The sequence below is a fragment of the Mesorhizobium sp. M1338 genome, assembly GCF_040318045.1.
Classification (GTDB): Bacteria; Pseudomonadota; Alphaproteobacteria; order Rhizobiales; family Rhizobiaceae; genus Mesorhizobium.
This window is the reverse complement of sequence record NZ_JAMYLL010000003.1, coordinates 100,798-122,593: the sequence shown is the minus strand read 5'-3', so window position 1 is coordinate 122,593 and position 21,796 is coordinate 100,798. Positions and strand designations below refer to the sequence as shown.

Genomic DNA, 21,796 nt, shown 5'->3' with positions numbered 1-21,796 from the left:
GAAATGCTTCAAGGAGACAGGCTATGGCGAATGGGCTCGATGACGTTGTGGCGGCGGAAACAGTGCTCTCCGATGTGGATGGTCTTGGCGGCCGTCTGACGATCCGTGGTCATTCGCTGCCGGAATTGGCCGGCCGTTGGAATTATGCCCAGGTGGTTCGGCTGTTGCTGGACGGCTTTTTCGACGATCTTCCCGATGATGCGGAACTGACGCGGGCTCTGGGCCGGGCGCGTGCGGACGTGTTCGAGCTGGTTTTGCCCTCGCTGCCCTTGCTGGCATCGCTCGATGTCTACAGCGCCATGCGCGCCGGCATGGCGCTGCTGCCGGACGGCGACACGCTGACGGACGCCTTGCTGCTGATCGCGGCGCCAGCGGTGCTGACGCCGGCCTTGCTGCGCCTCCGGCGCGGCGAAGAGCCGATCGCGCCGGACAGCCGGGCCGATCACGCCGCCGACATGTTGCGGATGCTGAGCGGCAACGTCGCCTCACCAGGGCTGCCGAAGGCGCTCGACACCTATCTGGTGACGGTCTGCGACCACGGTCTCAATGCATCGACCTTTGCAACACGCGTGGTCGCGTCCACGCAGGCCGGCCTGACATCGTCCGTGCTGGCCGGGCTCGGCGCGCTCAAGGGGCCGCTGCACGGCGGCGCGCCTGGCCCTGTCATCGAGATGCTGGATGCAATCCAGGCGCATGGCGACGCGGCCGGCTGGCTGCGCGCAGAGATCGCGCATGGCAAGCGCATCATGGGCTTCGGGCATCGCATCTACCGCGTGCGCGATCCACGTGCCGATGTGCTGAAGGCGGTGGTGCGGCAACTCGGCAACGAGGGCGAAGCCGGCCGCCGGCTGGCCTTCGCGGAGACGGTGGAGCAAGCGGCGCTCGACGTGCTGCGGGTTGCCAAGCCGTCGCGCTCGCTGCAGACCAATGTCGAGTTCTACACCGCCCTGCTGCTGGAAGCGGCGGGCTTTCCCAGCCAAGCCTTCAGCAATATCTTTGCCGCCGGGCGTGTCGCTGGCTGGATCGCGCATGCGCGCGAGCAGCAGACGACCGGTCGGCTGATCCGGCCGCAGTCGCGTTATGTCGGGCCGGTGCCTGACCTGGTTGCCTGAAGCTTTTTTGGGCTCTGCAGGATTTTTGCAGGAAGGTTGCGCCCGCCGATGGGCGGGGCGGTCCGGTCGATGTTGTCGTGGTGAGCGGCTGTGCCGCCGCTCATGACGAAAATTTCATCTCGCCGAAAATTCTGGCCGCTGTTATTGCGTCGCATCGAGCATATATGCTGCACTGCAACATAGACCTGCTTTTGCCGCAACCAGAGGATTCCGCCCTTGGCCACCAGGAAAACCGCAGTTGTCACCGGCTCCACATCCGGCATTGGCCTGGCCATCGCCCAGGCGCTGGCGGCCGAAGGCCATGACGTCGTCGTCAATTCCTTCTCCGACACGGCAGCCGACCACGCCATCGCCGATGCGATCGCCAAACAGCACGGCGTGAAGACTGCCTACATCAAGGCCGACATGTCGAAACCGGCAGAATGCCGGGCGCTGGTCTCAAAGGCTGCAGAAACGTTCGGGTCGGTCGATATTCTGATCAACAATGCCGGCATCCAGCATGTCGCGCCGGTGGAAGACTTTCCAATCGAGAAATGGGACGCGATTATCGCCATCAACCTGTCTTCGGCGTTCCACACCATCGCGGCAGCGATTCCGCTGATGAAAAAGGCCGGCGGCGGCCGGATCGTCAACATCGCCTCGGCGCATGGGCTGGTCGCGTCGCCATTCAAATCGGCCTATGTCGCGGCCAAGCACGGCATATTAGGGCTGACCAAGACGGTCGCGCTCGAACTGGCGCGTGACAAGATCACCTGCAATGCCATCTGCCCCGGCTACGTGCTGACGCCGCTGGTCGAGGCGCAGATCCCCGACCAGATGAAAGCTCACGAGATGGACCGCGCGACCGTCATCCGCGAGGTCATGCTGGACAAGCAGCCGACGAAGGAATTCGTCACGGTCGAGCAGATCGCGGCAGCGGCGGTGTTCCTGTGTTCGGACGCGGCGGCGCAGGTTAACGGCACGCATCTGTCGGTCGACGGCGGCTGGACCGCCGCGTGAGGCCCAGAATTTTCGCATCTACCAAACGGGACAGACCGAGGACGACGCCATGACCAAAAACGGCAAGGCGGAGGAGACGAAGAAGATCAATATCGCACTTCAGGGCGGCGGCTCGCACGGGGCCTTTTCCTGGGGTGTGCTCGACCGGCTGCTGGAGGACGGCAGGCTGGAGATATCAGCGGTGTCAGGTACCAGTGCCGGCGCCATGAACGCGGTGGCGCTGGCCGACGGTTTTGTCCGTGGCGGGGTCGATGGCGCACGCCAGAAGCTCGATGATTTCTGGCGCGCGGTGGCGGCGAAGGGCCGGTTCAGCCCGGTGCAGCGCATGCCGTGGGATGTCGCCTGGGGCAATTGGTCGATCGAGAACACGCCGGGCTATGTCTTTTTCGACACCATGTCGCGGGTGTTCTCGCCCTATGCCGCCAACCCGCTGGGCCTCAATCCTCTGCGCGACGTCGTCGCGCGGGAGATCGATTTTAGGAATGTCCGCGCCTGCAAGTCGATGGAGCTGTTCATTTCGGCGACCAATGTCGAAACCGGACAGCTGCGCGTCTTTTCCGACGGCGAGATCGACCTCGACACGGTGATGGCTTCGGCCTGCCTGCCCCAACTGTTCCGCGCCGTCGAGATCAAGGGCGTGCCCTATTGGGACGGCGGCTATGGCGGCAATCCGGCGCTCTATCCGTTCTTCAAGACGGCGGCGACCGAGGACGTGCTGCTGGTGCAGATCAATCCGGTGGTGCGGGAGGGAACACCAAGGAGCGCCAATGAGATCCAGAACCGCATCGACGAGATCACCTTCAACGCCGGGCTGTTGCGCGAATTCCGTTCGATTGCCTTCGTCAAGGAACTGATCGCCGCCGGCCGTCTGCCGCATGGCGAATACCGCGACATCCGCATGCACCGTATCGATGCCGACGAGGCGTTCAAGGACCTGTCGGCATCATCGAAGGTCAATGCCGAATGGGCGTTCCTGACCTATCTGCGCGATCTCGGCCGCACCGCCGCGACCGATTGGCTGGAAGAGAATTACGACGCCGTCGGCAAGCACCCGACACTCGATCTCTCGGGCGAACTCGATGACGGCTTCAAGCCGGTGCGCGGTCCCGCACCTGGCCGGCGGGTCAAGGAATTCCTTGCTGCGCGCAAAAATCCGGAGGTGGTTCGCCGTCGGGCGTGAACGGCCAATCGATGTTCATCGATTGGCTCGCGATCATGCTTTCAGAGTGAGTTCGATCACCCTGATCAGGGCGGCGGCCGCTTGCCGCTGTCCCTGGGGATCGCTGATCCGCGCCTTCATGCCTTCCAGCCCGTCGAGCAGCATGTCGGCAAGCAGTTGCGTCGACAGGCCCCTGGCCGCCAGATCGACGCCGTTCCCGGCTGCTTCGCCCTCGATCGCGGCGGCGATATGTTTGCCAAGCCCGCCGCGCCAGCAGCCCACCAGATCGCCAAGGTTCGATTTCATGTCCAGCAGTTCTGCGCCGTGCGGCGAGGCAACGACGGCGCCCATCATCGAGATGAATGCCTCGTCGATGGCTCGCATCATGCGCTCGGTGAAAGCGCCGTCGCCGGCCAGAGCCAGCTTTGCCGCCTCGACCGAGCGCGACAGGATCATCATGGCGATGGCGCGGAAAATGTCGGTCTTGTTCTTGAACAGGAGATAGAGCGCCGGCCGCGACATGTCGGCGGCGCGGGCGATGTCGTCCATGGTGGTGCGGGAGAAGCCATAAGCCAAAAACATCTTCATCGCCCCATCCAGGATACGGACGCGTTTGGGGTCGGCGGTGGCGATGTTTTCGATCTGATTCATGGAGCAATTCTATCCTGCGAGATCTTTATTGACAAAATGACGTAATTTGTCAATCTGTATCGGACGAAGCGGACGCTTCGCCCTTGGGCAGTGGACGACAACAAAGGGTATCCCCATGCGCCTCACCGTCGACGGACAATCATTCGATATCAACGCCGATCCGGACATGCCGCTGCTATGGGCGCTGCGCGATCTCATCGGCAAGACCGGACCCAAATTCGGCTGCGGCATTGCCGCCTGCGGCGCCTGCACGGTTCATGTCGGCGGTCAGCCGGTGCGTTCCTGTTCGCTTCCGGTTGGCCAGGTCAGCGGCGCTGTCACCACCATTGAAGGCATCGGCACGGCGGGCAGACTGCATCCGGTGCAGCAGGCATGGCTGGAGGAACAGGTCGCGCAATGCGGCTATTGTCAGGCCGGCCAGATCATGAGCGCGGTGGCGCTGCTTGACGAGGTCGCCGACCCGAGCGACGCCGACATCGACAACGCCATGGGCGGCAATCTCTGCCGCTGCGGCACCTATCCGAGGATCCGCTCGGCCATCAAGAAGGCCGCGGCGCTCAAGACGGCGGGGCTCTGACCATGGCCAGTGTCGGAAAGATCGCCCGCCGCACGTTCCTGATGGGCGCGGTCGCTGTCGCGGGCGGCGTTGCCGTCGGTTACTACTATTATCGCAAGCCTTTTGCGAACCCGCTCGAGGCCGATCTCGGCAAGGGCGAGGCGACCTTCAACCCCTATGTGAAGATCGGCGCCGACAACACCATCACCATCGTGGCGCCGCGCGCCGAGATGGGGCAAGGCATTTCGACGACGCTTGCCGTCATGGTCGCCGAAGAACTCGATGTCGGCCTCGATCGGGTCAAGGTCGAACACGGGCCGGCCTCCCATGCCTATTACAACGCCGCGATCCTCGAAGAGGGCGGCCCGTTCGCCTTCTTCGACGAAAGCATGACCGCGCAAGCGGTGCGCTCGGGCCTCGGCGTGGTCGGCAAGTTCCTTGCCCTGCAGGGCACGGGTGGTTCGTCTTCGACACGGGATGGCTTTGACAAGATGCGGCAAGCGGGTGCCGCCGCCCGGCAGATGCTGATCGCTGCCGCGGCGCAAAAACTGGGTGTCGCCGCCGCCGATCTGGAAACGGCCGACGGTTCGATCCTGCACAAGGCGTCCGGCAAGTCTCTGACCTATGGCGCGGTCGCCGCGGCGGCCGCCGCGATGGCGCCGCCGGCCGAAGTCAAACTCAAGGACCGGGCCGACTGGAAACTGCTGGGAAAACCGCAGAAGCGCATCGACATGCTGGCCAAGGTCACCGGGGCGCCGATCTTCGGCATCGATATCCGGCTGCCCGACATGCTCTACGGCACGGTCAAGATGAGCCCGCGCTTCTGGTCGAGGTCGGTCAAGGCGGACCTCTCCAGGGCCGAGAAAATGCCCGGCGTGATCAAGATCGTGCCGCTCGAGACGAATTACGGCCATGGCTTCGGCATCATCGCCGACAACACATGGACGGCGTTCAAGGCTGCCGAGGCGATCGACGCCGAGTGGTCAGATCCCGAATATCCGATCAGCAGCGCCGCCGTATCCGATGTGCTGAAGCAGGCGCTTGGCACCAAGGGTTCGGTGATGCGCGACAATGGCGATGTCGACAGCGCCTTTGCCGATGCGCCGCGCGAAAGGATCGTCGAGGCCGACTATGCCGTGCCCTATCTGGCGCACGCGACGATGGAGCCGATGAACGCGACGGCGCAGCTCAAGGATGGTGCCCTCGCCATCTGGTGCGGCAATCAGGCGCCGACCCTGGTGCGGCAGCTTTGCGCCAATCAACTCGGCATCGAGCAGGACAAGGTCACCGTGCACACCACCTTCCTCGGCGGCGGCTTCGGCCGGCGCATCGAGATGGACTATGCGCTCTATGCGGCGCTGATGGCCAAGGAAGCGGGCGGGCGTCCAGTCAAGGTGACCTGGACACGTGAAGAAGACATGCGCCACGACGCCTATCGACCGGCCGCTATCGGCAAGTTCCAGGCGCGGCTCGGCGACGATGGCACGCCGGTCGCCGTCGACATGAGGATGGCCTCGCCATCGGTGATTGCCGGCACGCTGCGTCGGCTGTTCCCCTCGATATCGCCGCTCGGTCCCGACAAGACCATTGTCGATGGCGCCTATGACCAGCCCTACAGCATCCCGAATTACCGGGTCAGCGGTATCGCGGCGCCCGTCTCCATCCCTGTCGGTTCCTGGCGCTCGGTCGGCAGTTCGGTCAACGGTTTCTTCCATGAGGGGTTCATGGACGAGATCGCCGCTGCTGGGAAAGTCGATCCGGTCGAGATGCGCAAGAGACTGATGGCTGCCTATCCCTCGGCGGTGAAGGTGGTGGAGAAAGTCGCCGCGATGGCGAAATGGGGCGAAGCGCTACCAGCCGGCAAGGCCAAGGGCATGGCCTTCACGCTGTCCTTCGGCAGCTGGGTCGGCGAGATCGTCCAGGTGGCGGATACGCCAGCCGGCATCCGTATCGAGAAGGTGTGGATCGCCGCCGATGTCGGCACCGCGCTCGATCCTGGCATCATCGAGGCGCAGCTGATTTCCGCCGCCATCTACGGTCTTTCGGCAGCGATGGGCCAGGAGATCACCTTCGCCGACGGCATGGTCGAACAGTCGAACTTCCACGATTTCGATGCCATGCGGATCTTCCAATGCCCGGTCTTCGAAGTCGCCATCCTGGAAAACTTTCACAAGATGGGTGGCGTCGGCGAGGTCGGCACACCGCCGGCGGCACCAGCTTTGGCCAACGCCATCTTCGCGTTGACCGGCAAACGCATCCGCACGCTGCCGCTGTCGAAAACGGTGGCCTTCGCATGAAGAAGCTCCTCATCATGCTGACGCCTGCTGCCATGCTTGTCCTGGCGGTGCCGTTCGCGATCGCGCAAGAGAGCCAGACGCCGGCGCCGGCGTTGGCCGACGCCGCAAAAAGCCTGGCCGAATGGGACAAGGTCTATGCGGTGTTCTCGCATCCACGCTGCGCCGGCTGTCATGTCGCGGACGACCGGCCGCGCTGGTCCGGCGCGCATTATGGCGGCACGCGCGTTCACGCCTTCAATGTCCAGCGCGGTGCCGACGGGTCTGGCTTCGGCAATCCGGGCTTGCGTTGCACGACATGCCATTTCTCCAGCAATTCCAGTATTTTGCATGGGCCGCCCGGGGCCGAGAACTGGCATCTGGCACCGACCGAGATGGCCTGGTTCGGAAAGTCCTCGCCGGAAATCTGCACGCAGATCAAGGATCCCGCCCGCAATGGCGGGCGCAGCCTGCAGGCTGTGGCGCTGCATGTGCGCGACGACAAATTGGTTGCCTGGGGCTGGGCCCCCGGTGGAGATCGCGAGTCGGCGCCAGGCTCGGCGGAAGAGACATACGAGGCGATCGAAAACTGGATAGCGGCGGGCGCATCTTGTCCGGTGGCGCAATGATCTTGCAACTTTCGGACTATATTGCGGTACAACTTTGATGTAGAAGCACGCTTCGCCGATCACGGCAAATTGAACACGGCTTGGCGCGCACCCATATCGGCGACGCGCCCGCGTTATGAGGACGCCGGCCGAACCCGCAGTGGAAAACAACGAAGATGCCGAGAATCAGGTTTCACAAGCTTGCAGCCATTGTTGTGCTCATTGGTTTCGCGGCCTGGATGGCGACAGGCGAGTTTTCGTCCGTCGGCAGCGTGGCCGCCAACAAGGCCAAGGCAGCCGAAGTCGAGCAGGCCAAGGCGCCGGACGCCAACAAGCCCAGAGCGGCGGAAGCCGAGCCGAAGGCACCGCTGCGCACCGTGGCGGTGGTGACGCCGCCGCGCAAGACCTATGCACGCGCCATCCGCGTTTCCGGGCTGACCGAAGCCGACAAGCGGGCGGTGCTGGCGACGCGCGTCGCCGGCGTCATCGACAAGCTGCCGGTCAAGCAGGGCCAGCACGTCAAGACCGGCGATCTGGTGCTGATGCTTGCGGCGGAAGAAAAGATCTCCATGGTCGACAACGCCAGGCAGCTCGTGGTGCAGCGCCAGGCCGAATTGGACGCGGGTTTGCGGCTGATGAAGACTGGCAATCTGCCGAAGCTGCAGCTCGACACCGCGCGCTCGAACCTGACCTCGGCGCAGTCGCTGCTGGAAACCGCACAGGCCGAACTCGACCGCAATGAGGTGAAAGCGCCTTTCGACGGCGTCATCGACCGGGTGCCGGTGGAGCTCGGCAGTTCCATCATGCAGGGCGGCGAGGTGGCAACCATCCTCAAGCTCGATCCGGTGATTGCCCGCGGCGAAATCAGCGAGCGCGACCTCGGCTACCTCAAGCTGGGCGACAAGGCCAATGTGCGACTGGTCAGCGGTCAGACCGTCGAAGGCACCGTGCGCTACATCAGCCGCGACGCATCGTCGGCGACCCGCACCTTCCGCGTCGAGGTGGCGATCCCCAACGGCGACGGCTCCGTGCCGGCTGGCATGACGGCCGAAATCGCGCTCAACGCACAACCGACCGACGCGGTCCTGCTGCCGCGCTCGGTGGTGACGCTGGGCGACAAGGGCGACCTCGGCATCCGTGCCGTCGGCAAGGACAACAAGGTGGCGTTCTTCCCGATCGACCTCGTCGACGATACGCCGACCGGCCTCGTGCTCGGCGGCATTCCGGCCGATGCGCGCATCATCGTCGCCGGCCAGGAACTGGTGAAGGAAGGCGATCTGGTCAATCCGGTCGAGGCCGACCAGGCGACCATCAAGAAGCTGCTGGGCGAGGCAACGGCCGGCACGCAGTAATATCGCGATGGACTAGCCCTGGACGGGGACAATCGGCTGCGACGCAGCTCCTGAAATTCAAAAACAGGCGTTAGCCATGGATATCGTCAGACTCGCAATCAACAATGCCCGGCTGACCATCTCGGTCCTGGTCTTCCTGATCCTTGCCGGGGCGGTCGCCTATCAGTCGACGCCGAAGGAAGCGGAGCCCGACGTTCCGATTCCGATGATGTATATCAGCCTGATCTATCAGGGCATTTCGCCTGAGGATTCGGAGCGGCTTCTGCTGCGGCCGATGGAAAGCAAGCTGAAAAGCTTGAAGGGCCTCAAGGAAATGCGTTCGGCCGCCTTCCAGGGCGGCGGCTACGTGCTGGTCGAATTCCAGCCGCAGACCAATCTGGCCACCGCGCTGCAGGACACGCGCAGCAAGGTACAGGACGCCAAGGCCGACCTGCCACAGGCGGCCGAGGAACCGACAGTCAACGAAGTCAACATTTCCGAGTTTCCGGTGCTCGTCGTCACGCTGTCGGGCGAATTGCCCGAACGCGTGCTGACCGCCGCGGCACGCGAACTGCGCGACCGCATCGAAGAAGTGCCCGGCGTTCTCGAAGGCTCGCTGCAAGGTGCGCGCGACGACCTGGTCGAGGTCGTCATCGACCCGATGAAGCTGTCTTCCTACGGGCTGCAGCTCGATCAGCTGATTGGTGCGGTCGGCAACTCCAACAGTCTGGTCGCCGCCGGCAACATCGAAGGCTCGGAAGGCAAGTACGCCGTCAAAGTGCCTTCGCTGATCGAGACGCCGGAGGATGTGGCGGCACTGCCGGTGGTCGCCGGCCCCAATGCCGTGGTGCAGGCCAAGGACATCGCCACGATTCGCTCGACCTTCAAGGATGCGGAAACGGTGACACGCCTCAACGGCAAGCCGGCCATCGCCATCGAAGTCAAGAAGCGCATAGGCTCCAACCTGATCGATACCATCGCCAAGGTGCGGACGGTGTCCGACGAGTTCGTCAAATCCATGCCCGCGGGCATGAACGTCACCTACACGCAGGACAAGTCCGTCTTTGTCAACCAGTTGCTGGGCGATCTGCAGAACCACGTCATGATCGCCGTCATCCTGGTGTTCATCGTCATCCTCTATGCGCTGTCCGGCCGTGCCTCGCTGCTCATTGGCCTGGCCATTCCGTCGTCCTTCCTGATCGGCATCCTGCTGCTGGCGATGATGGGCTACACGATCAACATGATCGTGCTGTTCAGCCTCATCCTGGCCGTCGGCATGCTGGTCGACGATGCCATCATCGTCACCGAGTTCGCCGAGCGACGGATGAGCGAAGGCATGCCGAAGGAGGAAGCCTTCGCGCTCGCCGCCAAGCGCATGGCCGGTCCGGTCATCGCGGCGACGATGACGCGTATCGCCGCCTTCTCGCCGCTGCTGTTCTGGCCCGGCATCATCGGCGACTTCATGAAGTACATGCCGATCACCCTGATCGTCACGCTGTCGGCCTCGATGCTCTACGCGCTGGTCTTCGCGCCGACGCTGGGTGCGATCTTCGCCAAGGCGCCGCCGCATCACGAGGATGACAATCGCGACGGCTGGTACATGGCGATCGTCAAGCAAGCGGTGCGCTTCCCGATCACCGTGCTGGTGCTGACCGTCGCGCTGCTGTTCGGCGTCGGTTTTGCCTATTCGAAATACGGCGCCGGCGTCGAGTTCTTCCCGAATGTCGAGCCGGATTACGGCCTGCTTTACGTGCACGCGCGCGGCAATCTTTCGCTGGCCGAAATGGATACGGCGACCAAGATCGCGGAAGACAGGCTGCTCGGCTGGCCGGGTGTGAAGTCGGTCTACACCCGCGTCGGCAAGACGCAAGGCGGCGGCCAGGACATTCCCGAAGACGTCGTCGGCGTCATCCAGTACGAGTTCATCGACTGGCGCGAGCGCAAGTCGGCGAACCATATCCTGGACGATTTGCGCGGCGTCATGGCCGGCATTCCCGGCGTCGATGTCGAGGTGCGCGTGCCGGAGGCCGGCCCACCGACCGGCAAGCCGATCCAGATCAGGCTTTCGGCCGTCGACCCCAAGGGGCTCGACGACAAAGCCCGTGCGGTCGCGGCGCGCATCGGCAAGGTTCCTGGCGTCATAGATATCTCCGATGGTTTGCCTCCGCCCGGCGTCGACTGGGCGCTCGAGGTCGACCGCGCCAAGGCGGCGCAGTACGGCATCAGCCCGACCTCGGTCGGCACCGTGGTGCAACTGGTGACCAACGGGTTGAAACTTTCGGAATACCGTCCGGCCGGCGCCGATGACGCCGTCGACATCCGGCTTCGCCTGCCCGAAGACCGGCGCACGCTGTCGACGCTCGACGAATTGCGGGTGCAGACCTCGCAAGGCTCGGTACCGATCTCGAACTTTGTCGTGCGCAAGCCTGAACCGACGGTCGGTATCCTCAACCGCATCGACGGCGCCCGTACGGTGGTCGTCCAGGCCAACGTTGCCGCCGGCGCCCAGGTCGCGGCAGTGCAGGAGCAGGTCAGCAAGGCCGTCTCCGATATGGATCTGGGCAGCGGCATCCGCTGGAAGCTGGCTGGCTCGAACGAGGACAGCGCCGAAGCCAGCGCCTTTCTCAGCAAGGCCTTCGGAGCGGCGATCTTCCTGATCTTCCTCGTGCTTTTGGCGCAGTTCAACAAGTTCACCAGCGTCTGGCTGGTGCTGTCCTGCGTGGTCATGGCGACGATCGGTGTGTTCCTCGGACTGCTGATAACAGGCGAGACGTTCGGCATCGTCATGTCGGGCATCGGCGTCATCGCGCTGGCCGGCGTGGTGGTGAACAACAACATCGTGCTGATCGACACCTATGACAGGCTGCGCGAAGAGGGTTGGGACAAGGTCGAGGCGGTGCTGCAGACCTGCCGCGAACGCGCCCGCCCGGTGGTGCTGACGGCGGTGTCGGCCATTCTCGGCGTGCTGCCGATCGCCTTCGGCCTCGGCCTCGAAATCTTCCATCACGAGACGACGATCAACGCACCGTCGACGCAATGGTGGATTTCGCTGTCGTCGGCGATCGTCTTCGGCCTGTCCTTCGCCACCGTGCTGACGCTGGTGGTGACGCCGTCGATGTTGATGGTGTTCACCCGCGCCAAGGTCAAGCCCGGCACGCGGCGCGGCTGGTTCAGCCGGCTGTTCCGGCGCGGCAAGGGCGAGATTTCTTCGACCGATGCGCCGGGACAGGATGTCGGAGCGGAGCCGGAGATCGCCTTTCCAAAAGCCGCCGAATAGACCCAATGCCGATTTGACCGGCAAAGGCCGCCCGGAACAACCGGGCGGCCTTTCGCATTGTTCTCTCCAAGAGCAATGCCGTGCAGGGAGTTTCCCATGCCGATCACCACCATTATCATCATCGTTCTGGTCCTCGTCCTCATTGGCGCCGTGCCAGCCTGGCCGCATTCGCGCTCCTGGGGCTATGGGCCGTCGGGCATTGTCGGGGTGGTGCTGGTAGTGCTCCTGGTGCTGGTGTTGATGGGGCGGGTCTAGCCGCCCTTCCAGGAGACCTATCGATGTAAAGAGATCGGCAGGCCGCCATGGCTGCCCGCCGGGCCTGTCAGGCAGCTTTCGCAACGCCATTCACGGTGGCGATGCCGATGTCCTCAAGAGCTTCAGTGACCGCCTGATCCAGCGGCATGTGGGGGATCGCACCGATGATGCCTTCCAGCCGCGTCGAAACCAGTTGATGCGGCTCGAAGCGCAGATAGGACATCGACACGATCTCGCGCCACATCGCCACGAACGGGCTGCCGGCGCGCAGCACCCACCACGGCATGGAGGTCAGTTTGAGCGGGCGACCGAGTGCCTTCTCTGCCGCGGCCTTGAGTTGCCGGTCGGTGATTGCATGGCCGGGAAGGTTCAGAGCTTCATAGGTGCCGAGCTTATCGAGGTTTTCCGCCAGGCCGACGAAGGCCTTGGCGAAGTCCGGCAGGTAGGCCCATTCATGCACCAGATCGACTGGACCAGGTGCGGTGTAGATGCCCTTGGCCATCTTGGCGGCGACGACCAGGTCGAACCATGAACCGCTGCCGGTGCCGCCGAAGAAGTCGCCGGCGCGCAAGAGAATGGTACGCACCCGGCCGGCGTCGGCCTCGCGGCGAAACAGGTCTTCCATCGCGGTGCGAATGCGGCCCTTCTCGGTCGTCGGGTGAAAGGGCGTGTTCTCGGTGATCACCGCCGGCATCGGCGAGCCGTAATTGTAGACGGTGCCGGGGAAGAGGTGCAGCGTGCCATTCGCATGGCAGGCGGCCATGACGTTCTCGGCCATCGGCAGGCACTTGCCCCAGTCGGTGTAGATCGGGTTGAGGCCGTTGAAGATGATGTCGACGCCTTGCGTGGCGCGGATCAAGCCTTCACGGTCGAGCGCGTCGCCGGCGACCGCCGTGGCGCCGTTGAGCTCGGCCGGCACCTTGCCGCTGCGGGTGATTGCGCGGACATCGTAGCCGGCATCGATGAAGGCCTTGGCGACCACGCGGCCGAGCCGGCCATTGGCACCGAGAATTGCGATCTTGGTCATTGGAAATACTCCTGATTTGGAATTTGCGTGGTCGTTGGGGAGGGGCGATCAGCGACAAGCGCGATCGGATCAGCGGTTGCCGAAGATCTCGCGGTTGCTGCCTTGCGTCGCCGGCTTCTGGACGGCCGCGTCCGGGTTGCCGATCGACGTGGTGGTCGTGTTGTCGATGCTGGCCACGGTCGGCTGGCTGGCGTCGTTCGAGCCAAACTTGTCGCTGCCGGCAAAAGCAGCGCTGGCGGAAATGAGGATGGCGGCGGCGGTGAGAGCGATCTTGGTCATTTGAGTTCTCCAGGTTGGTGTTTGCAGTCCGTGTTGGTGTCTGCAGCCGGAATATGGTCGCCTCGAATGCGAATGGAAATTGACTATCGCTGGAGCTTTGTTATTCATAAATGAATGACTGAAATCGACTGGAACCTGATCAAGAGCTTCGTCACCGTTGCGGAAACCGGCAGCTTGTCGGCCGCGGCGCGAAAACTCTCGGCAAGTCAGCCGACGCTCGGTCGTCACATCGGCGAGCTCGAACAGGCGCTGGGTGTCACGCTGTTCCGGCGCGGGCGGAGGGGCTATGAACTGACGGAAGCCGGCAGCACGTTGTTCGAACGCGGCAAGGCGGTCAGCGAGCAGGCAAGCGCCTTCTCACTGCTGGCGCTGGGATCGGTCGAGGCAATCGAAGGCACGGTGCGCATCGCCGCCAGCGAAGTGGTGGCTGCCTATGTGCTGCCGGCCATGATGGCGCGGCTTGGGCTCGAGGAGCCGGGTATCGAGGTCGAGATCGTTGCCTCGAATCAAGTCGAAAACCTGTTGCGCCGCGATGCCGATATCGCCATCCGTATGGTCAAGCCGGCGCAGAACGAGCTGACGGCGCGTAAGGTCTGCGATATTCCGCTTTGCGCCTGCGCGGCCAAATCCTATCTCGACCGGCGCGGCCGGCCGCTGGAGCCTGCCGACCTTGTCGACCACGATTTGGTCGGCTTCGACCGCAGCGACGACATCATTAGAGGCTTTACCCAGTATGGCATCCCTGTCACCCGGAGCAGTTTCCGCTTCAGGGCCGACAACCAGATCGTTTTGTGGGAGGCGGTGCGGGCGGGAAACGGCGTCGGTCTCGGCCAGGAGCCGCTGGTCGACCGTGATCCATCGGTGGAGAAGCTGCTGCCTGGCCTGCCACTGCCTGTCTTACCAGTGTGGCTGGCCATGCATCGCGACGTGCGCACCAGCGTGCGCATCCGCCGCGTCGCGGATTTCCTCTACGAGGAACTGCAGCGCTATTCGGCCGGCGCGGCGGCGAACTCCGCGCGGTGAGCAAGGCCGGCCATCAGCAGAACGACGATCAGCAACCCCGACATGGCGACGAAGATCGGGCCGAAGCTGGAATGCTCGGCAACGAAGCCGATCGCCGAGGGCGCCACCAATATGCCGGAATAGCCCATCGTGGTGACGACGCTCATTCCGATGCCCGACGACATGCCTTCCTGGTTGCCGCCGGCCGAGAAGATGATCGGCACCATGTTGGCGATGCCGAAGCCGCACAGGGCAAAGGCGGCGATTGCGAGCCAGGGCGAGGGCGACAGCCCGGCGATCAGCATGCCGGCGGCCGCGACAACCGCCGAGCCGCGTAGGGTCGCGACCGCGCCGAAGCGATTGCGGACGCCGTCGCCGAAGAAGCGCATGATCGCCATGACACCGGAAAAGGCAGCGTAAGCGAGGCCGGCGATGGCAAGGTCGGCGCCGAGTTCCTGCCTGAGATACAGCGCCGCCCAGTCGAGCACCGCGCCTTCGGAGATCATCGTCAGCAGCGCCATCAGGCCGACCAGATAAACCAGCGGGTTTGCCGGCAGCGTGAATTTGTGATGCTCGGCCGCCCGCGGCCTATCCTCGCCGACCAGATGGCGAACCGCCACCGCGATCACCGCGAGGGCGAGAGCGGTGACCACCGCCGCGTGGGCGAGATGGCCGTAGGTCTGAATGGCAAAGCCGCCGAGGCCGCCGCCGGCGAAACCGCCGAGGCTCCAGAAGCCATGCGAGGACGACATGATGGCGCGGGAGAGCCGCCGTTCGACCACCACCGCATTGGCGTTCATGGCGACATCCATGCCGCCGATCGAGCCGCCGAAGATGAACATGGCGATGGCCGCCAGCGGCACATTAGGCGCCAGCGCCACGACCAGCAGGCCGAGGCTGCCGCAAAGGCCGAACCAGCGCAGCACGGTGCGCGAACCATGCCTGGAGATCAAATGGCCGCACCAGGTCATGGCGGTGACGGCGCCGGCGCCAAACAGCAGGATCAGCAGGCCGAGCGTGAACTTCGAGATGTCGAGCCGGGTCAGGAACACCGGGATCTGCGGCGCCCAGCTGCCGGTCAGAAAGCCGTTGGCGAGGAAAATGGCCGCGACGGCCCATCGTCCGCGAATGGCAGTCTGCATGGCGTTTGACGCGTTCATAAGGCGAATCCGGTCAGAAAATGGCTTCGCGCGGCAAATTAGATCGATTCAATTTTCAGTCAAGCGCTCTATTTCGAAAGCGCTTGGGCCAAAGCGGGCTTAGTGGTCCTTGGGACGCCTTGCCTCGAATTCGGCCTTCTTGGCGTCGGAGGCCTCGGTCTGGTTGAGTGCCTGCCATTGCGCGTAAGGCATGCCGTAGACGATCTCGCGCGACTGGTCCTTGCTCAGGTCGACGCCCTCCGCATTGGCCGCCTCGCGGTACCAGTTCGACAGGCAGTTGCGGCAGAAGCCGGCGAGGTTCATCAGGTCGATGTTCTGCACGTCGTTGCGCTCGCGCAGATGCCCGACCAGCCGGCGAAAGGCGGCGGCCTCGAAATCGCGTTGCTGTTCGTCGCTGAGTTCGGTCATCGAAACCTCCTTACAGCGGCCCGGTGCGGGAGCCGAATTGCTTGACGACATGTATATCGGGACGACGGTTGATCGCGTCAACGATCGGCGCCAACCGTTCGGCCCATGCCAGAGCGCCTTTCTGGTCTGCTATCAGATCCTGGCGGATCTCGATCAGCGCATGAGCAAAACCGTTGACGATGGCGTGCTTGTACATGGTGTCGCCGCGCAGCGCGCCGTCGTAAGGTTCGTTGTCGCCGACGGCCAGGCTCTTGTCCTCGGCCAGCATGTCGATCAGCGGCCGTGCCACCCGGTCGTCCCGGTCCCACAGGATACCAACATGCCAGGGACGCTGTATGCCTTGCATGACAGGCGTGAAGGAATGCACGGAGAAGATGAAGGGCGTCCACGCGGAAGCCCGTGCGACCGAGGCTATCATGGCGCCGACAGCGTCGTGATAGGGCCGGTAGAAGCCATCGAGCCGCCTTTCACGCTCCTCGGGAGCGATGGGGTAATTCCCGGGCACGACGGTGCCGTCATAAAGCTGGCGAATAAGCGTCGGATCGTCCTCGCCGCGATTGGGATCGATCAGCAGCCGCGAAAAATTGGCGAGCACCGCCGGTACGCCGAGCAAGGCGGCCAGTTCGCGCGTTACCGTTTCGACCCCGATGTCGTAGGCGATGTGGCGGTCGAACTCCGCCGCCGGCAGGCCGAGCCTGCCATAATCGTCGGGTAGGTCGCGGCGGGCATGGTCGCACAAGAGCACGATGCCTCGCTTGCGGTCGCCTTCGACAACGTCGAAAGGCGCGAAAACTGTGGATCGGGTCATTGGCGGGAAATGGTCTGTTCGCTGGCTTCCGGGGAGGGTGCTATCGTCATTCCACGAAGACGACGCTTGCGCAATGCCGTTGTTTGGCCAAGGTTTCCCGGGAAATCTGGCGGAGCTCGGCGAATCGTGCGCCGGAGCCTTCTAAATCGATTGGAATTGAACAAAACGGTGCGTTGACATGCGCCCGGACTTTTCCGAAAAGGGGCGCAGAGAGATGCTGATGTGGTTCTTGAGGGGTTTTCGGATGAGTTCCGCTGGCAGGCAGCGCATGCGCTCTGCCTTTGCCATGCCGCTCCTGATCCTTGCCGTCGGCCTGTCGGCGGTGGTCATGGCCTCGCCGGCGCGTGCCGATTTCCGAGTCTGCAACGCCACGCAGAACCTGGTCGGTGTCGGTATCGGCTATCGCGCCAAGGCCGGCTGGATCACCGAGGGCTGGTGGCACATCGAGGGATCGAGCTGCAAGACGCTGATCGAAGGGCCGCTGTCATCAAGGTTTTACTATCTTTATGCAGAAGACGCCGAGCGCGGCGGACGCTGGGACGGCCCGATCAACATGTGCGTGGCTGAAAAAGAGTTCAAGATCGCCGGCGTAACCGACTGCGTCGCCCGGGGCTTCCAGCGCGCCGGATTCCAGGAATATGACACGGGCGAACAGGCAAGCTGGATGGTCCAGCTGACCGATGAGTCCACAACGGGAGGCGCTCCAGCCGCCCCGGGAACAAACAGTCAATGAGACGTAGCCGCAAGGTCAAGATCCTAGCCACTATCGGTCCGGCCTCCTCGTCGGAGGAGATGCTGAAGAAACTGTTCGAAGCTGGCGCCGATGTGTTCCGCATCAATATGAGCCACACCGATCACGAGCTGATGCGCACGCTGGTCGGACGCATCCGCACTGTCGAGGAAGCGGTCGGCCGGCCGATCGGCATCCTGGCCGATCTGCAAGGACCAAAACTGCGCGTCGGCAAGTTCGCCAATGGCAAGGAAGTGCTGACTGTCGGCCAGACCTTCACGCTCGACGACAATCCCGAGCCCGGCACCTCGACCAGGGTCTATCTGCCGCATCCCGAAATCCTGACCTCGGTCGAGGCCGGCCATCGCCTGCTGATCGACGACGGCAAGCTCGAGCTGAAGGCGGTGAGAAGCGACGGCAAGTCGATCGTCTGCACCGTCGTCGCCGGCACCACGATCTCCGACAAGAAGGGCGTCAGCCTGCCCGACACCGACCTGCCGGTCGGCGCGCTCACCGAGAAGGACCGCAAGGATCTCGATGCCGTGCTGGCCACGGGCGTAGACTGGGTCGCGCTGTCCTTCGTGCAGCGGCCGGAGGATCTTGCCGAGGCGCGCAAGATCGCGCGCGGCCGGGCGCTGATCATGGCCAAGATCGAAAAGCCGCAAGCCGTCGCCCGGCTGGCCGAAATCATCGAGCTGTCCGACGCGCTGATGGTCGCCCGCGGTGATCTCGGCGTCGAGATGCCGCTCGAGGCGGTGCCCGGCATCCAGAAGCAGATCACGCGCGCGGCTCGCCGCGCCGGCAAGCCGGTGGTGGTAGCCACGCAGATGCTGGAATCTATGATCACAGCACCGGTGCCGACCCGTGCCGAGGTGTCGGATGTTTCGATCGCCGTCTTCGAAGGCGCCGATGCCATCATGCTGTCGGCGGAATCGGCGGCGGGCGCCTATCCCGTCGAAGCCGTGGCGATGATGAACCGTATCGCCACCAAGGTTGAAACCGATCCGACCTATGCCGGCATCATCAACGCCCAGCGTTCCGAGCCGGAAGCGACCGGCGCCGACGCCATTTCGCTGGCCGCCCGCGAGATCGCCGAGACGCTGAAACTGTCGGCGATCATCACCTACACGGCGTCCGGCACCACGGGCCTGCGCGCCGCCCGCGAACGTCCGCAAGTGCCGATCATCGCGCTGTCGCCGATCGTCAACACGGCGCGGCGGCTGTCGCTGCTATGGGGCACGCATTGCGTCGTCTCACCCGACGCAATCGATCTTGACGACATGGTCGACCGCGCCTGTCGCATCGCCTTCGAGGAAGGCTTCGGCAAGCCCGGCGACCGCGTCATCATCACCGCCGGCGTGCCGCTGAGGACGCCGGGCTCGACCAATATGCTGCGCATCGCCTATGTCGGATCGGACGTGCAGACGAGCCGTTAGATCGACCGTCCGAACCGTTAGGCGTGATCAGGTCGGCGCGAGTTCGGCCTGCGGCGCCTTGATATCAGCACATCCGCCGGCGCCGTAAGCGTCGCCGGCGACGCGCGCTTCCACAGCCTTCGCAATCGCCTGCAGGTCGATGTTCTTGCCGGCGACCTTCTCGATGGCGCCGACGGCCAGGTCGGGCGCGATCCAGTCCGGCTTGTGGCCGAGATTGTGCACCCAGATGAGTTCGGCGCCGGCAATGTCGCGGGCGAGGCCGATCGAGTGAATCTCCGCATAGACGACTTTGTCGCGATCGCCCGAAATGACCACGGTTGGCGCCTTGATCTGGTTGTAGTGCGGTGCGGCGCCAAGGGCGTAGCGATAGAGCCCGGCGACATCGGCGGCGTTGGCACGAAAGGCCGATGGTCGCAGTACCAACGGGATAGAGGCCGCGGCGAGATAGTTGTCCGGCACCTTGTTGGGCGAGAAGACGCAGGTCGTGGCGTCTTCCATCCGCAGCCTTCCCGTCGGATAGGTCAGCGTCTCGGAAAACAGCCAGCCGATCACCGGAATGGTCGTCAGATGGTAGTACCAGGAGGTTGCGCCGCCCGGCCACGGATGAGTTGCCGGCGCGAGAAAGACCAGGCCAAGCGTCCTGTCGGAATGCTCGCGGCCGAAAGTCGATGTCACCACACCACCGAAGGAATGACCGACGATAACAGCCTTCCTGATGCCCAGACGGTCCATCAACGCGGCGATGGTGTTGGCCTGAGCCGACGGGTCCTCGTTGTTGCCGGGACCACGACCCGACCAGCCGTGGCCTGGTCGGTCGAAGAACAGCATTTCGGCGCGACCTTCGAGCAATGGCCGCAGCGGCAGCATCTGATCCCTGAGATTGGCGCTAGCGCCGTGGATGAAGACGATCGGCGGCAACTCGGCGTTCACGGACCCTGGAATATGGACATAGTGGATGCGGGCGCCATCGATGTCGGCGAATTCACCAATCGACGGATTGCCGCGTTCGATCAGCCATGAACCGGCGCGGGTGACGCCGACAAAGCCGAAGGCAAGCGTCATCAGGAAGGCAAGAGCGGCGTAGATCAGGTTCATGGAGATGCGGGGGTGGAGGGGGATAAGTTGTGGAGTAGCAAATAGGGAATAGGGAATAGGCAGTAGGCAGTAGGCAGTAGGAATGTACGCAACGCGATCTCACCTACTGCCTAATCCCTACTGCCTACTCCCTTAAATGCCTTCTCCGGCAAGCTCTTCCGAAAGCGTGCCGACCTGGTCCTGGGCGCTGCGCATCATCGGATAGATGGCCAGCACTTTCTGCCAGGCCTCGAGTGCCGATTGCTTGTGGCCGGTCAGCGCCATGATCTGCGCCAAGCCGGACAGCGCGCCGAAATGGCGCGGCTCGAGCTGCAGCGTATGGTCGATGTCGGACATCGACTTGCCGTAGTTTTTCATCATGAAATGCACGGTGGCGCGCCGGTTCCAGCCTTCGGCATAGGTCGGCTGCAAGGTCACCACCTGGTCGAGGAAATCGAGCGCGACGTCGAACTTCTGGCCTTCGACAGCCTTCTGCGACCACTGCATCATCAGATCGATCGAGGCGCTGCCGGATTGCGACCACTCATTCCAGATTTCGCCGGCAATGCGCTCGGCCGCCTTTTCGTTGCGCTCGCGCTTCAGGTCGTTGAACAGCTGGTCGAGACGGGCCTGCTTCGTCGTTGCGACCGGCGGCGCGTCCTGGGTGGCTGGCGGCGCGACAGCATCATCCGCCCGTGCCGGGCCATAAATGGCGCCGGAAACAAGCAGAGACGTCAAAAATGCAAAAAGAATCCGCATCGCGGGACTCTAGCCCCGGGTGGCGGAACGTCAAAGTGATTTTAGCGTGAGAAGGCCGGCAGGCCGGCGACAAGCATCAACTGGCGGAGGCGATGCCTCCAGCCCGAAAACTCAGCCCTGGCGTGCCTTGTAGCGCGGGGCGGTCTTGTTGATGATGTAGACGCGGCCCTTGCGGCGAACCAGCTGGTTGTCGCGGTGACGCGCCTTCAGCGCCTTGAGCGAATTCTTGATCTTCATGGTCTTGCCTGTCGGTGTGGACCCGGTCTGGGTCGAAATTTTAAGGCGCGCCAGAAGACGCGCCTTTGAACTGTGGGTGGCTCATAAACGAGGAGCCTTGTCCGTGTCAACCGCAAGCGTGCTCCGTCTCTCCATATCATCAAATATCCGCCATGTCCGCCTTGCGGCATTGCGCGGGCTCCAGCCGGCTGGGATGATGCGGCCATCATGAAGTGATTTGGGGATGGATATGCGCCGAATTTTCCTGTCTGCCTGCATTCTCGTGCTGGCGGGAGCTTCGGTTGCCCGCGCGCAGGAATGCGATCGCGGTGACGACAGCCAGCAGATGACGAACATCTGCGCCGGGGAGGATTACCAGGAAGCCGACTCCAGGCTCAACAAGGCCTACCAAGACCTCATCAGCGCGGATGACGCCGACGACAAGAGACTGCTGCAGGTGGCGCAACGCGCCTGGATCGCTTTTCGCGATGCAGAGTGCGCGCATTCCACCGCGGCCAGCGCGGGCGGTTCGATCCATCCGATGGAAGTTTCGCAATGCCTGGCCAGGCTGACCAATGATCGCATCGAGCAGTTCGCTGCCGCCGCCAATTGCGAGGAAGGCGATGCCAGTTGCGCCAGCCCCGACGAAGACGAGAGCGACGACGTGCAGTAGGCC

The 21,796-nt window shown here is 63.7% G+C and carries 22 protein-coding genes; 13 read left to right on the top strand and 9 right to left on the bottom strand.

All coding sequences use genetic code 11. The annotated features are described in order from the left end of the window. Positions 1–23: 23 nt before the first annotated feature. From NKH19_RS04445 to NKH19_RS04435, 3 genes are all read left to right on the top strand, one after another. Complete coding sequence (locus tag NKH19_RS04445) at positions 24–1,112, top strand: citrate synthase/methylcitrate synthase (protein WP_352864797.1); 1,089 nt, start codon at positions 24–26, stop codon at positions 1,110–1,112. Positions 1,113–1,328: 216 nt separating this feature from the next. Further along, positions 1,329–2,111, top strand: a complete 783-nt coding sequence (locus NKH19_RS04440; RefSeq protein ID WP_502910879.1) for a 3-hydroxybutyrate dehydrogenase — start codon at positions 1,329–1,331, stop codon at positions 2,109–2,111. 49 nt (positions 2,112–2,160) lie between these two features. Beyond that, entirely contained in the window at positions 2,161–3,291 is a 1,131-nt protein-coding gene (locus NKH19_RS04435) for a patatin-like phospholipase family protein (protein WP_352864794.1), read from the top strand. Between the two features lie 33 nt (positions 3,292–3,324). Here the strand turns inward: NKH19_RS04435 and NKH19_RS04430 are convergent, their stop codons facing one another. Continuing rightward, positions 3,325–3,921, bottom strand: a complete 597-nt coding sequence (locus tag NKH19_RS04430; RefSeq protein ID WP_352864791.1) for a helix-turn-helix domain-containing protein — start codon at positions 3,919–3,921, stop codon at positions 3,325–3,327. A 115-nt stretch (positions 3,922–4,036) separates the two neighbouring features. Between NKH19_RS04430 and NKH19_RS04425 the strand changes: the two genes are divergently transcribed. The 6 genes from NKH19_RS04425 to NKH19_RS04400 all read left to right on the top strand — a co-directional run bounded on the left by NKH19_RS04425 (position 4,037) and on the right by NKH19_RS04400 (position 12,221). After that, positions 4,037–4,498 carry a (2Fe-2S)-binding protein gene (locus tag NKH19_RS04425; protein WP_352864788.1) on the top strand — a complete coding sequence of 154 codons (462 nt, stop codon included), beginning with the start codon at positions 4,037–4,039 and terminating at the stop codon, positions 4,496–4,498. Positions 4,499–4,500: 2 nt separating this feature from the next. Further along, the gene (locus tag NKH19_RS04420; protein WP_352864786.1) at positions 4,501–6,774 is read left to right on the top strand and encodes a xanthine dehydrogenase family protein molybdopterin-binding subunit; all 2,274 of its coding nucleotides are present in this window, start codon (positions 4,501–4,503) and stop codon (positions 6,772–6,774) included. After that, entirely contained in the window at positions 6,771–7,379 is a 609-nt protein-coding gene (locus tag NKH19_RS04415) for a hypothetical protein (protein WP_352864783.1), read from the top strand. The genes NKH19_RS04420 and NKH19_RS04415 overlap by 4 nt, the downstream gene beginning before the upstream one ends. 155 nt (positions 7,380–7,534) lie before the next feature. Then, the gene (locus NKH19_RS04410) at positions 7,535–8,710 is read left to right on the top strand and encodes an efflux RND transporter periplasmic adaptor subunit (protein ID WP_352864780.1); all 1,176 of its coding nucleotides are present in this window, start codon (positions 7,535–7,537) and stop codon (positions 8,708–8,710) included. 76 nt (positions 8,711–8,786) lie between these two features. Continuing rightward, positions 8,787–11,966, top strand: a complete 3,180-nt coding sequence (locus NKH19_RS04405; protein WP_352864778.1) for an efflux RND transporter permease subunit — start codon at positions 8,787–8,789, stop codon at positions 11,964–11,966. A gap of 96 nt (positions 11,967–12,062) precedes the next feature. After that, positions 12,063–12,221, top strand: coding sequence for a DUF3309 family protein (locus NKH19_RS04400; RefSeq protein ID WP_032908138.1), 159 nt, complete (start codon positions 12,063–12,065; stop codon positions 12,219–12,221). A 67-nt stretch (positions 12,222–12,288) separates the two neighbouring features. On the opposite strand, the gene NKH19_RS04395 is transcribed toward NKH19_RS04400, so the two are convergent. Then, the gene (locus tag NKH19_RS04395; protein ID WP_352864775.1) at positions 12,289–13,248 is read right to left on the bottom strand and encodes an SDR family oxidoreductase; all 960 of its coding nucleotides are present in this window, start codon (positions 13,246–13,248) and stop codon (positions 12,289–12,291) included. Positions 13,249–13,317: 69 nt separating this feature from the next. After that, the gene (locus NKH19_RS04390; protein WP_352864773.1) at positions 13,318–13,527 is read right to left on the bottom strand and encodes a DUF680 domain-containing protein; all 210 of its coding nucleotides are present in this window, start codon (positions 13,525–13,527) and stop codon (positions 13,318–13,320) included. Positions 13,528–13,641: 114 nt separating this feature from the next. Between NKH19_RS04390 and NKH19_RS04385 the strand changes: the two genes are divergently transcribed. After that, entirely contained in the window at positions 13,642–14,550 is a 909-nt protein-coding gene (locus NKH19_RS04385) for a LysR family transcriptional regulator (RefSeq protein WP_352864771.1), read from the top strand. On the opposite strand, the gene NKH19_RS04380 is transcribed toward NKH19_RS04385, so the two are convergent. The 3 genes from NKH19_RS04380 to NKH19_RS04370 all read right to left on the bottom strand — a co-directional run bounded on the left by NKH19_RS04380 (position 14,514) and on the right by NKH19_RS04370 (position 16,905). After that, on the bottom strand, positions 14,514–15,689 hold the full coding sequence (locus tag NKH19_RS04380) for an MFS transporter (RefSeq protein WP_352864769.1): 1,176 nt from the start codon (positions 15,687–15,689) through the stop codon (positions 14,514–14,516). The genes NKH19_RS04385 and NKH19_RS04380 overlap by 37 nt on opposite strands. A gap of 99 nt (positions 15,690–15,788) precedes the next feature. Then, positions 15,789–16,097: a DUF1244 domain-containing protein gene (locus NKH19_RS04375; protein ID WP_352864767.1), complete on the bottom strand. Its 309-nt coding sequence runs from the start codon at positions 16,095–16,097 to the stop codon at positions 15,789–15,791. A 10-nt stretch (positions 16,098–16,107) separates the two neighbouring features. Then, positions 16,108–16,905 carry an N-formylglutamate amidohydrolase gene (locus NKH19_RS04370; RefSeq protein WP_352864765.1) on the bottom strand — a complete coding sequence of 266 codons (798 nt, stop codon included), beginning with the start codon at positions 16,903–16,905 and terminating at the stop codon, positions 16,108–16,110. Positions 16,906–17,191: 286 nt separating this feature from the next. Between NKH19_RS04370 and NKH19_RS04365 the strand changes: the two genes are divergently transcribed. After that, positions 17,192–17,638, top strand: coding sequence for a DUF1036 domain-containing protein (locus tag NKH19_RS04365; protein ID WP_352865123.1), 447 nt, complete (start codon positions 17,192–17,194; stop codon positions 17,636–17,638). Continuing rightward, the gene (gene pyk, locus NKH19_RS04360) at positions 17,635–19,071 is read left to right on the top strand and encodes a pyruvate kinase (protein ID WP_352864763.1); all 1,437 of its coding nucleotides are present in this window, start codon (positions 17,635–17,637) and stop codon (positions 19,069–19,071) included. Before NKH19_RS04365 ends, pyk begins: the two co-directional genes overlap by 4 nt. A 27-nt stretch (positions 19,072–19,098) precedes the next feature. Here the strand turns inward: pyk and NKH19_RS04355 are convergent, their stop codons facing one another. The 3 genes from NKH19_RS04355 to ykgO all read right to left on the bottom strand — a co-directional run bounded on the left by NKH19_RS04355 (position 19,099) and on the right by ykgO (position 21,141). Next, positions 19,099–20,166, bottom strand: coding sequence for an alpha/beta fold hydrolase (locus tag NKH19_RS04355; protein ID WP_352864761.1), 1,068 nt, complete (start codon positions 20,164–20,166; stop codon positions 19,099–19,101). A 132-nt stretch (positions 20,167–20,298) separates the two neighbouring features. Further along, on the bottom strand, positions 20,299–20,904 hold the full coding sequence (locus NKH19_RS04350) for a tetratricopeptide repeat protein (RefSeq protein WP_352864759.1): 606 nt from the start codon (positions 20,902–20,904) through the stop codon (positions 20,299–20,301). A 111-nt stretch (positions 20,905–21,015) separates the two neighbouring features. Continuing rightward, positions 21,016–21,141, bottom strand: a complete 126-nt coding sequence (ykgO, locus tag NKH19_RS04345; RefSeq protein WP_006327841.1) for a type B 50S ribosomal protein L36 — start codon at positions 21,139–21,141, stop codon at positions 21,016–21,018. A gap of 229 nt (positions 21,142–21,370) precedes the next feature. Here ykgO and NKH19_RS04340 point away from each other — a divergent pair, with 229 nt between their 5' ends. Further along, complete coding sequence (locus tag NKH19_RS04340) at positions 21,371–21,793, top strand: lysozyme inhibitor LprI family protein (RefSeq protein WP_352864755.1); 423 nt, start codon at positions 21,371–21,373, stop codon at positions 21,791–21,793. Positions 21,794–21,796 lie beyond the last annotated feature (3 nt).

Excerpts from the sequence above, each read along its gene's own strand:
- NKH19_RS04445 (WP_352864797.1), top strand. The coding sequence starts at position 24 with ATGGCGAATGGGCTCGATGACGTTGTGGCGGCGGAAACAGTGCTCTCC.
- NKH19_RS04435 (WP_352864794.1), top strand. The coding sequence starts at position 2,161 with ATGACCAAAAACGGCAAGGCGGAGGAGACGAAGAAGATCAATATCGCA.
- NKH19_RS04430 (WP_352864791.1), bottom strand. The coding sequence starts at position 3,921 with ATGAATCAGATCGAAAACATCGCCACCGCCGACCCCAAACGCGTCCGT.
- NKH19_RS04425 (WP_352864788.1), top strand. The coding sequence starts at position 4,037 with ATGCGCCTCACCGTCGACGGACAATCATTCGATATCAACGCCGATCCG.
- NKH19_RS04420 (WP_352864786.1), top strand. The coding sequence starts at position 4,501 with ATGGCCAGTGTCGGAAAGATCGCCCGCCGCACGTTCCTGATGGGCGCG.
- NKH19_RS04415 (WP_352864783.1), top strand. The coding sequence starts at position 6,771 with ATGAAGAAGCTCCTCATCATGCTGACGCCTGCTGCCATGCTTGTCCTG.
- NKH19_RS04410 (WP_352864780.1), top strand. The coding sequence starts at position 7,535 with ATGCCGAGAATCAGGTTTCACAAGCTTGCAGCCATTGTTGTGCTCATT.
- NKH19_RS04405 (WP_352864778.1), top strand. The coding sequence starts at position 8,787 with ATGGATATCGTCAGACTCGCAATCAACAATGCCCGGCTGACCATCTCG.
- NKH19_RS04400 (WP_032908138.1), top strand. The coding sequence starts at position 12,063 with ATGCCGATCACCACCATTATCATCATCGTTCTGGTCCTCGTCCTCATT.
- NKH19_RS04395 (WP_352864775.1), bottom strand. The coding sequence starts at position 13,248 with ATGACCAAGATCGCAATTCTCGGTGCCAATGGCCGGCTCGGCCGCGTG.
- NKH19_RS04390 (WP_352864773.1), bottom strand. The coding sequence starts at position 13,527 with ATGACCAAGATCGCTCTCACCGCCGCCGCCATCCTCATTTCCGCCAGC.
- NKH19_RS04385 (WP_352864771.1), top strand. The coding sequence starts at position 13,642 with ATGACTGAAATCGACTGGAACCTGATCAAGAGCTTCGTCACCGTTGCG.
- NKH19_RS04380 (WP_352864769.1), bottom strand. The coding sequence starts at position 15,689 with ATGAACGCGTCAAACGCCATGCAGACTGCCATTCGCGGACGATGGGCC.
- NKH19_RS04375 (WP_352864767.1), bottom strand. The coding sequence starts at position 16,097 with ATGACCGAACTCAGCGACGAACAGCAACGCGATTTCGAGGCCGCCGCC.
- NKH19_RS04370 (WP_352864765.1), bottom strand. The coding sequence starts at position 16,905 with ATGACCCGATCCACAGTTTTCGCGCCTTTCGACGTTGTCGAAGGCGAC.
- NKH19_RS04365 (WP_352865123.1), top strand. The coding sequence starts at position 17,192 with ATGCCGCTCCTGATCCTTGCCGTCGGCCTGTCGGCGGTGGTCATGGCC.
- pyk (WP_352864763.1), top strand. The coding sequence starts at position 17,635 with ATGAGACGTAGCCGCAAGGTCAAGATCCTAGCCACTATCGGTCCGGCC.
- NKH19_RS04355 (WP_352864761.1), bottom strand. The coding sequence starts at position 20,166 with ATGAACCTGATCTACGCCGCTCTTGCCTTCCTGATGACGCTTGCCTTC.
- NKH19_RS04350 (WP_352864759.1), bottom strand. The coding sequence starts at position 20,904 with ATGCGGATTCTTTTTGCATTTTTGACGTCTCTGCTTGTTTCCGGCGCC.
- ykgO (WP_006327841.1), bottom strand. The coding sequence starts at position 21,141 with ATGAAGATCAAGAATTCGCTCAAGGCGCTGAAGGCGCGTCACCGCGAC.
- NKH19_RS04340 (WP_352864755.1), top strand. The coding sequence starts at position 21,371 with ATGCGCCGAATTTTCCTGTCTGCCTGCATTCTCGTGCTGGCGGGAGCT.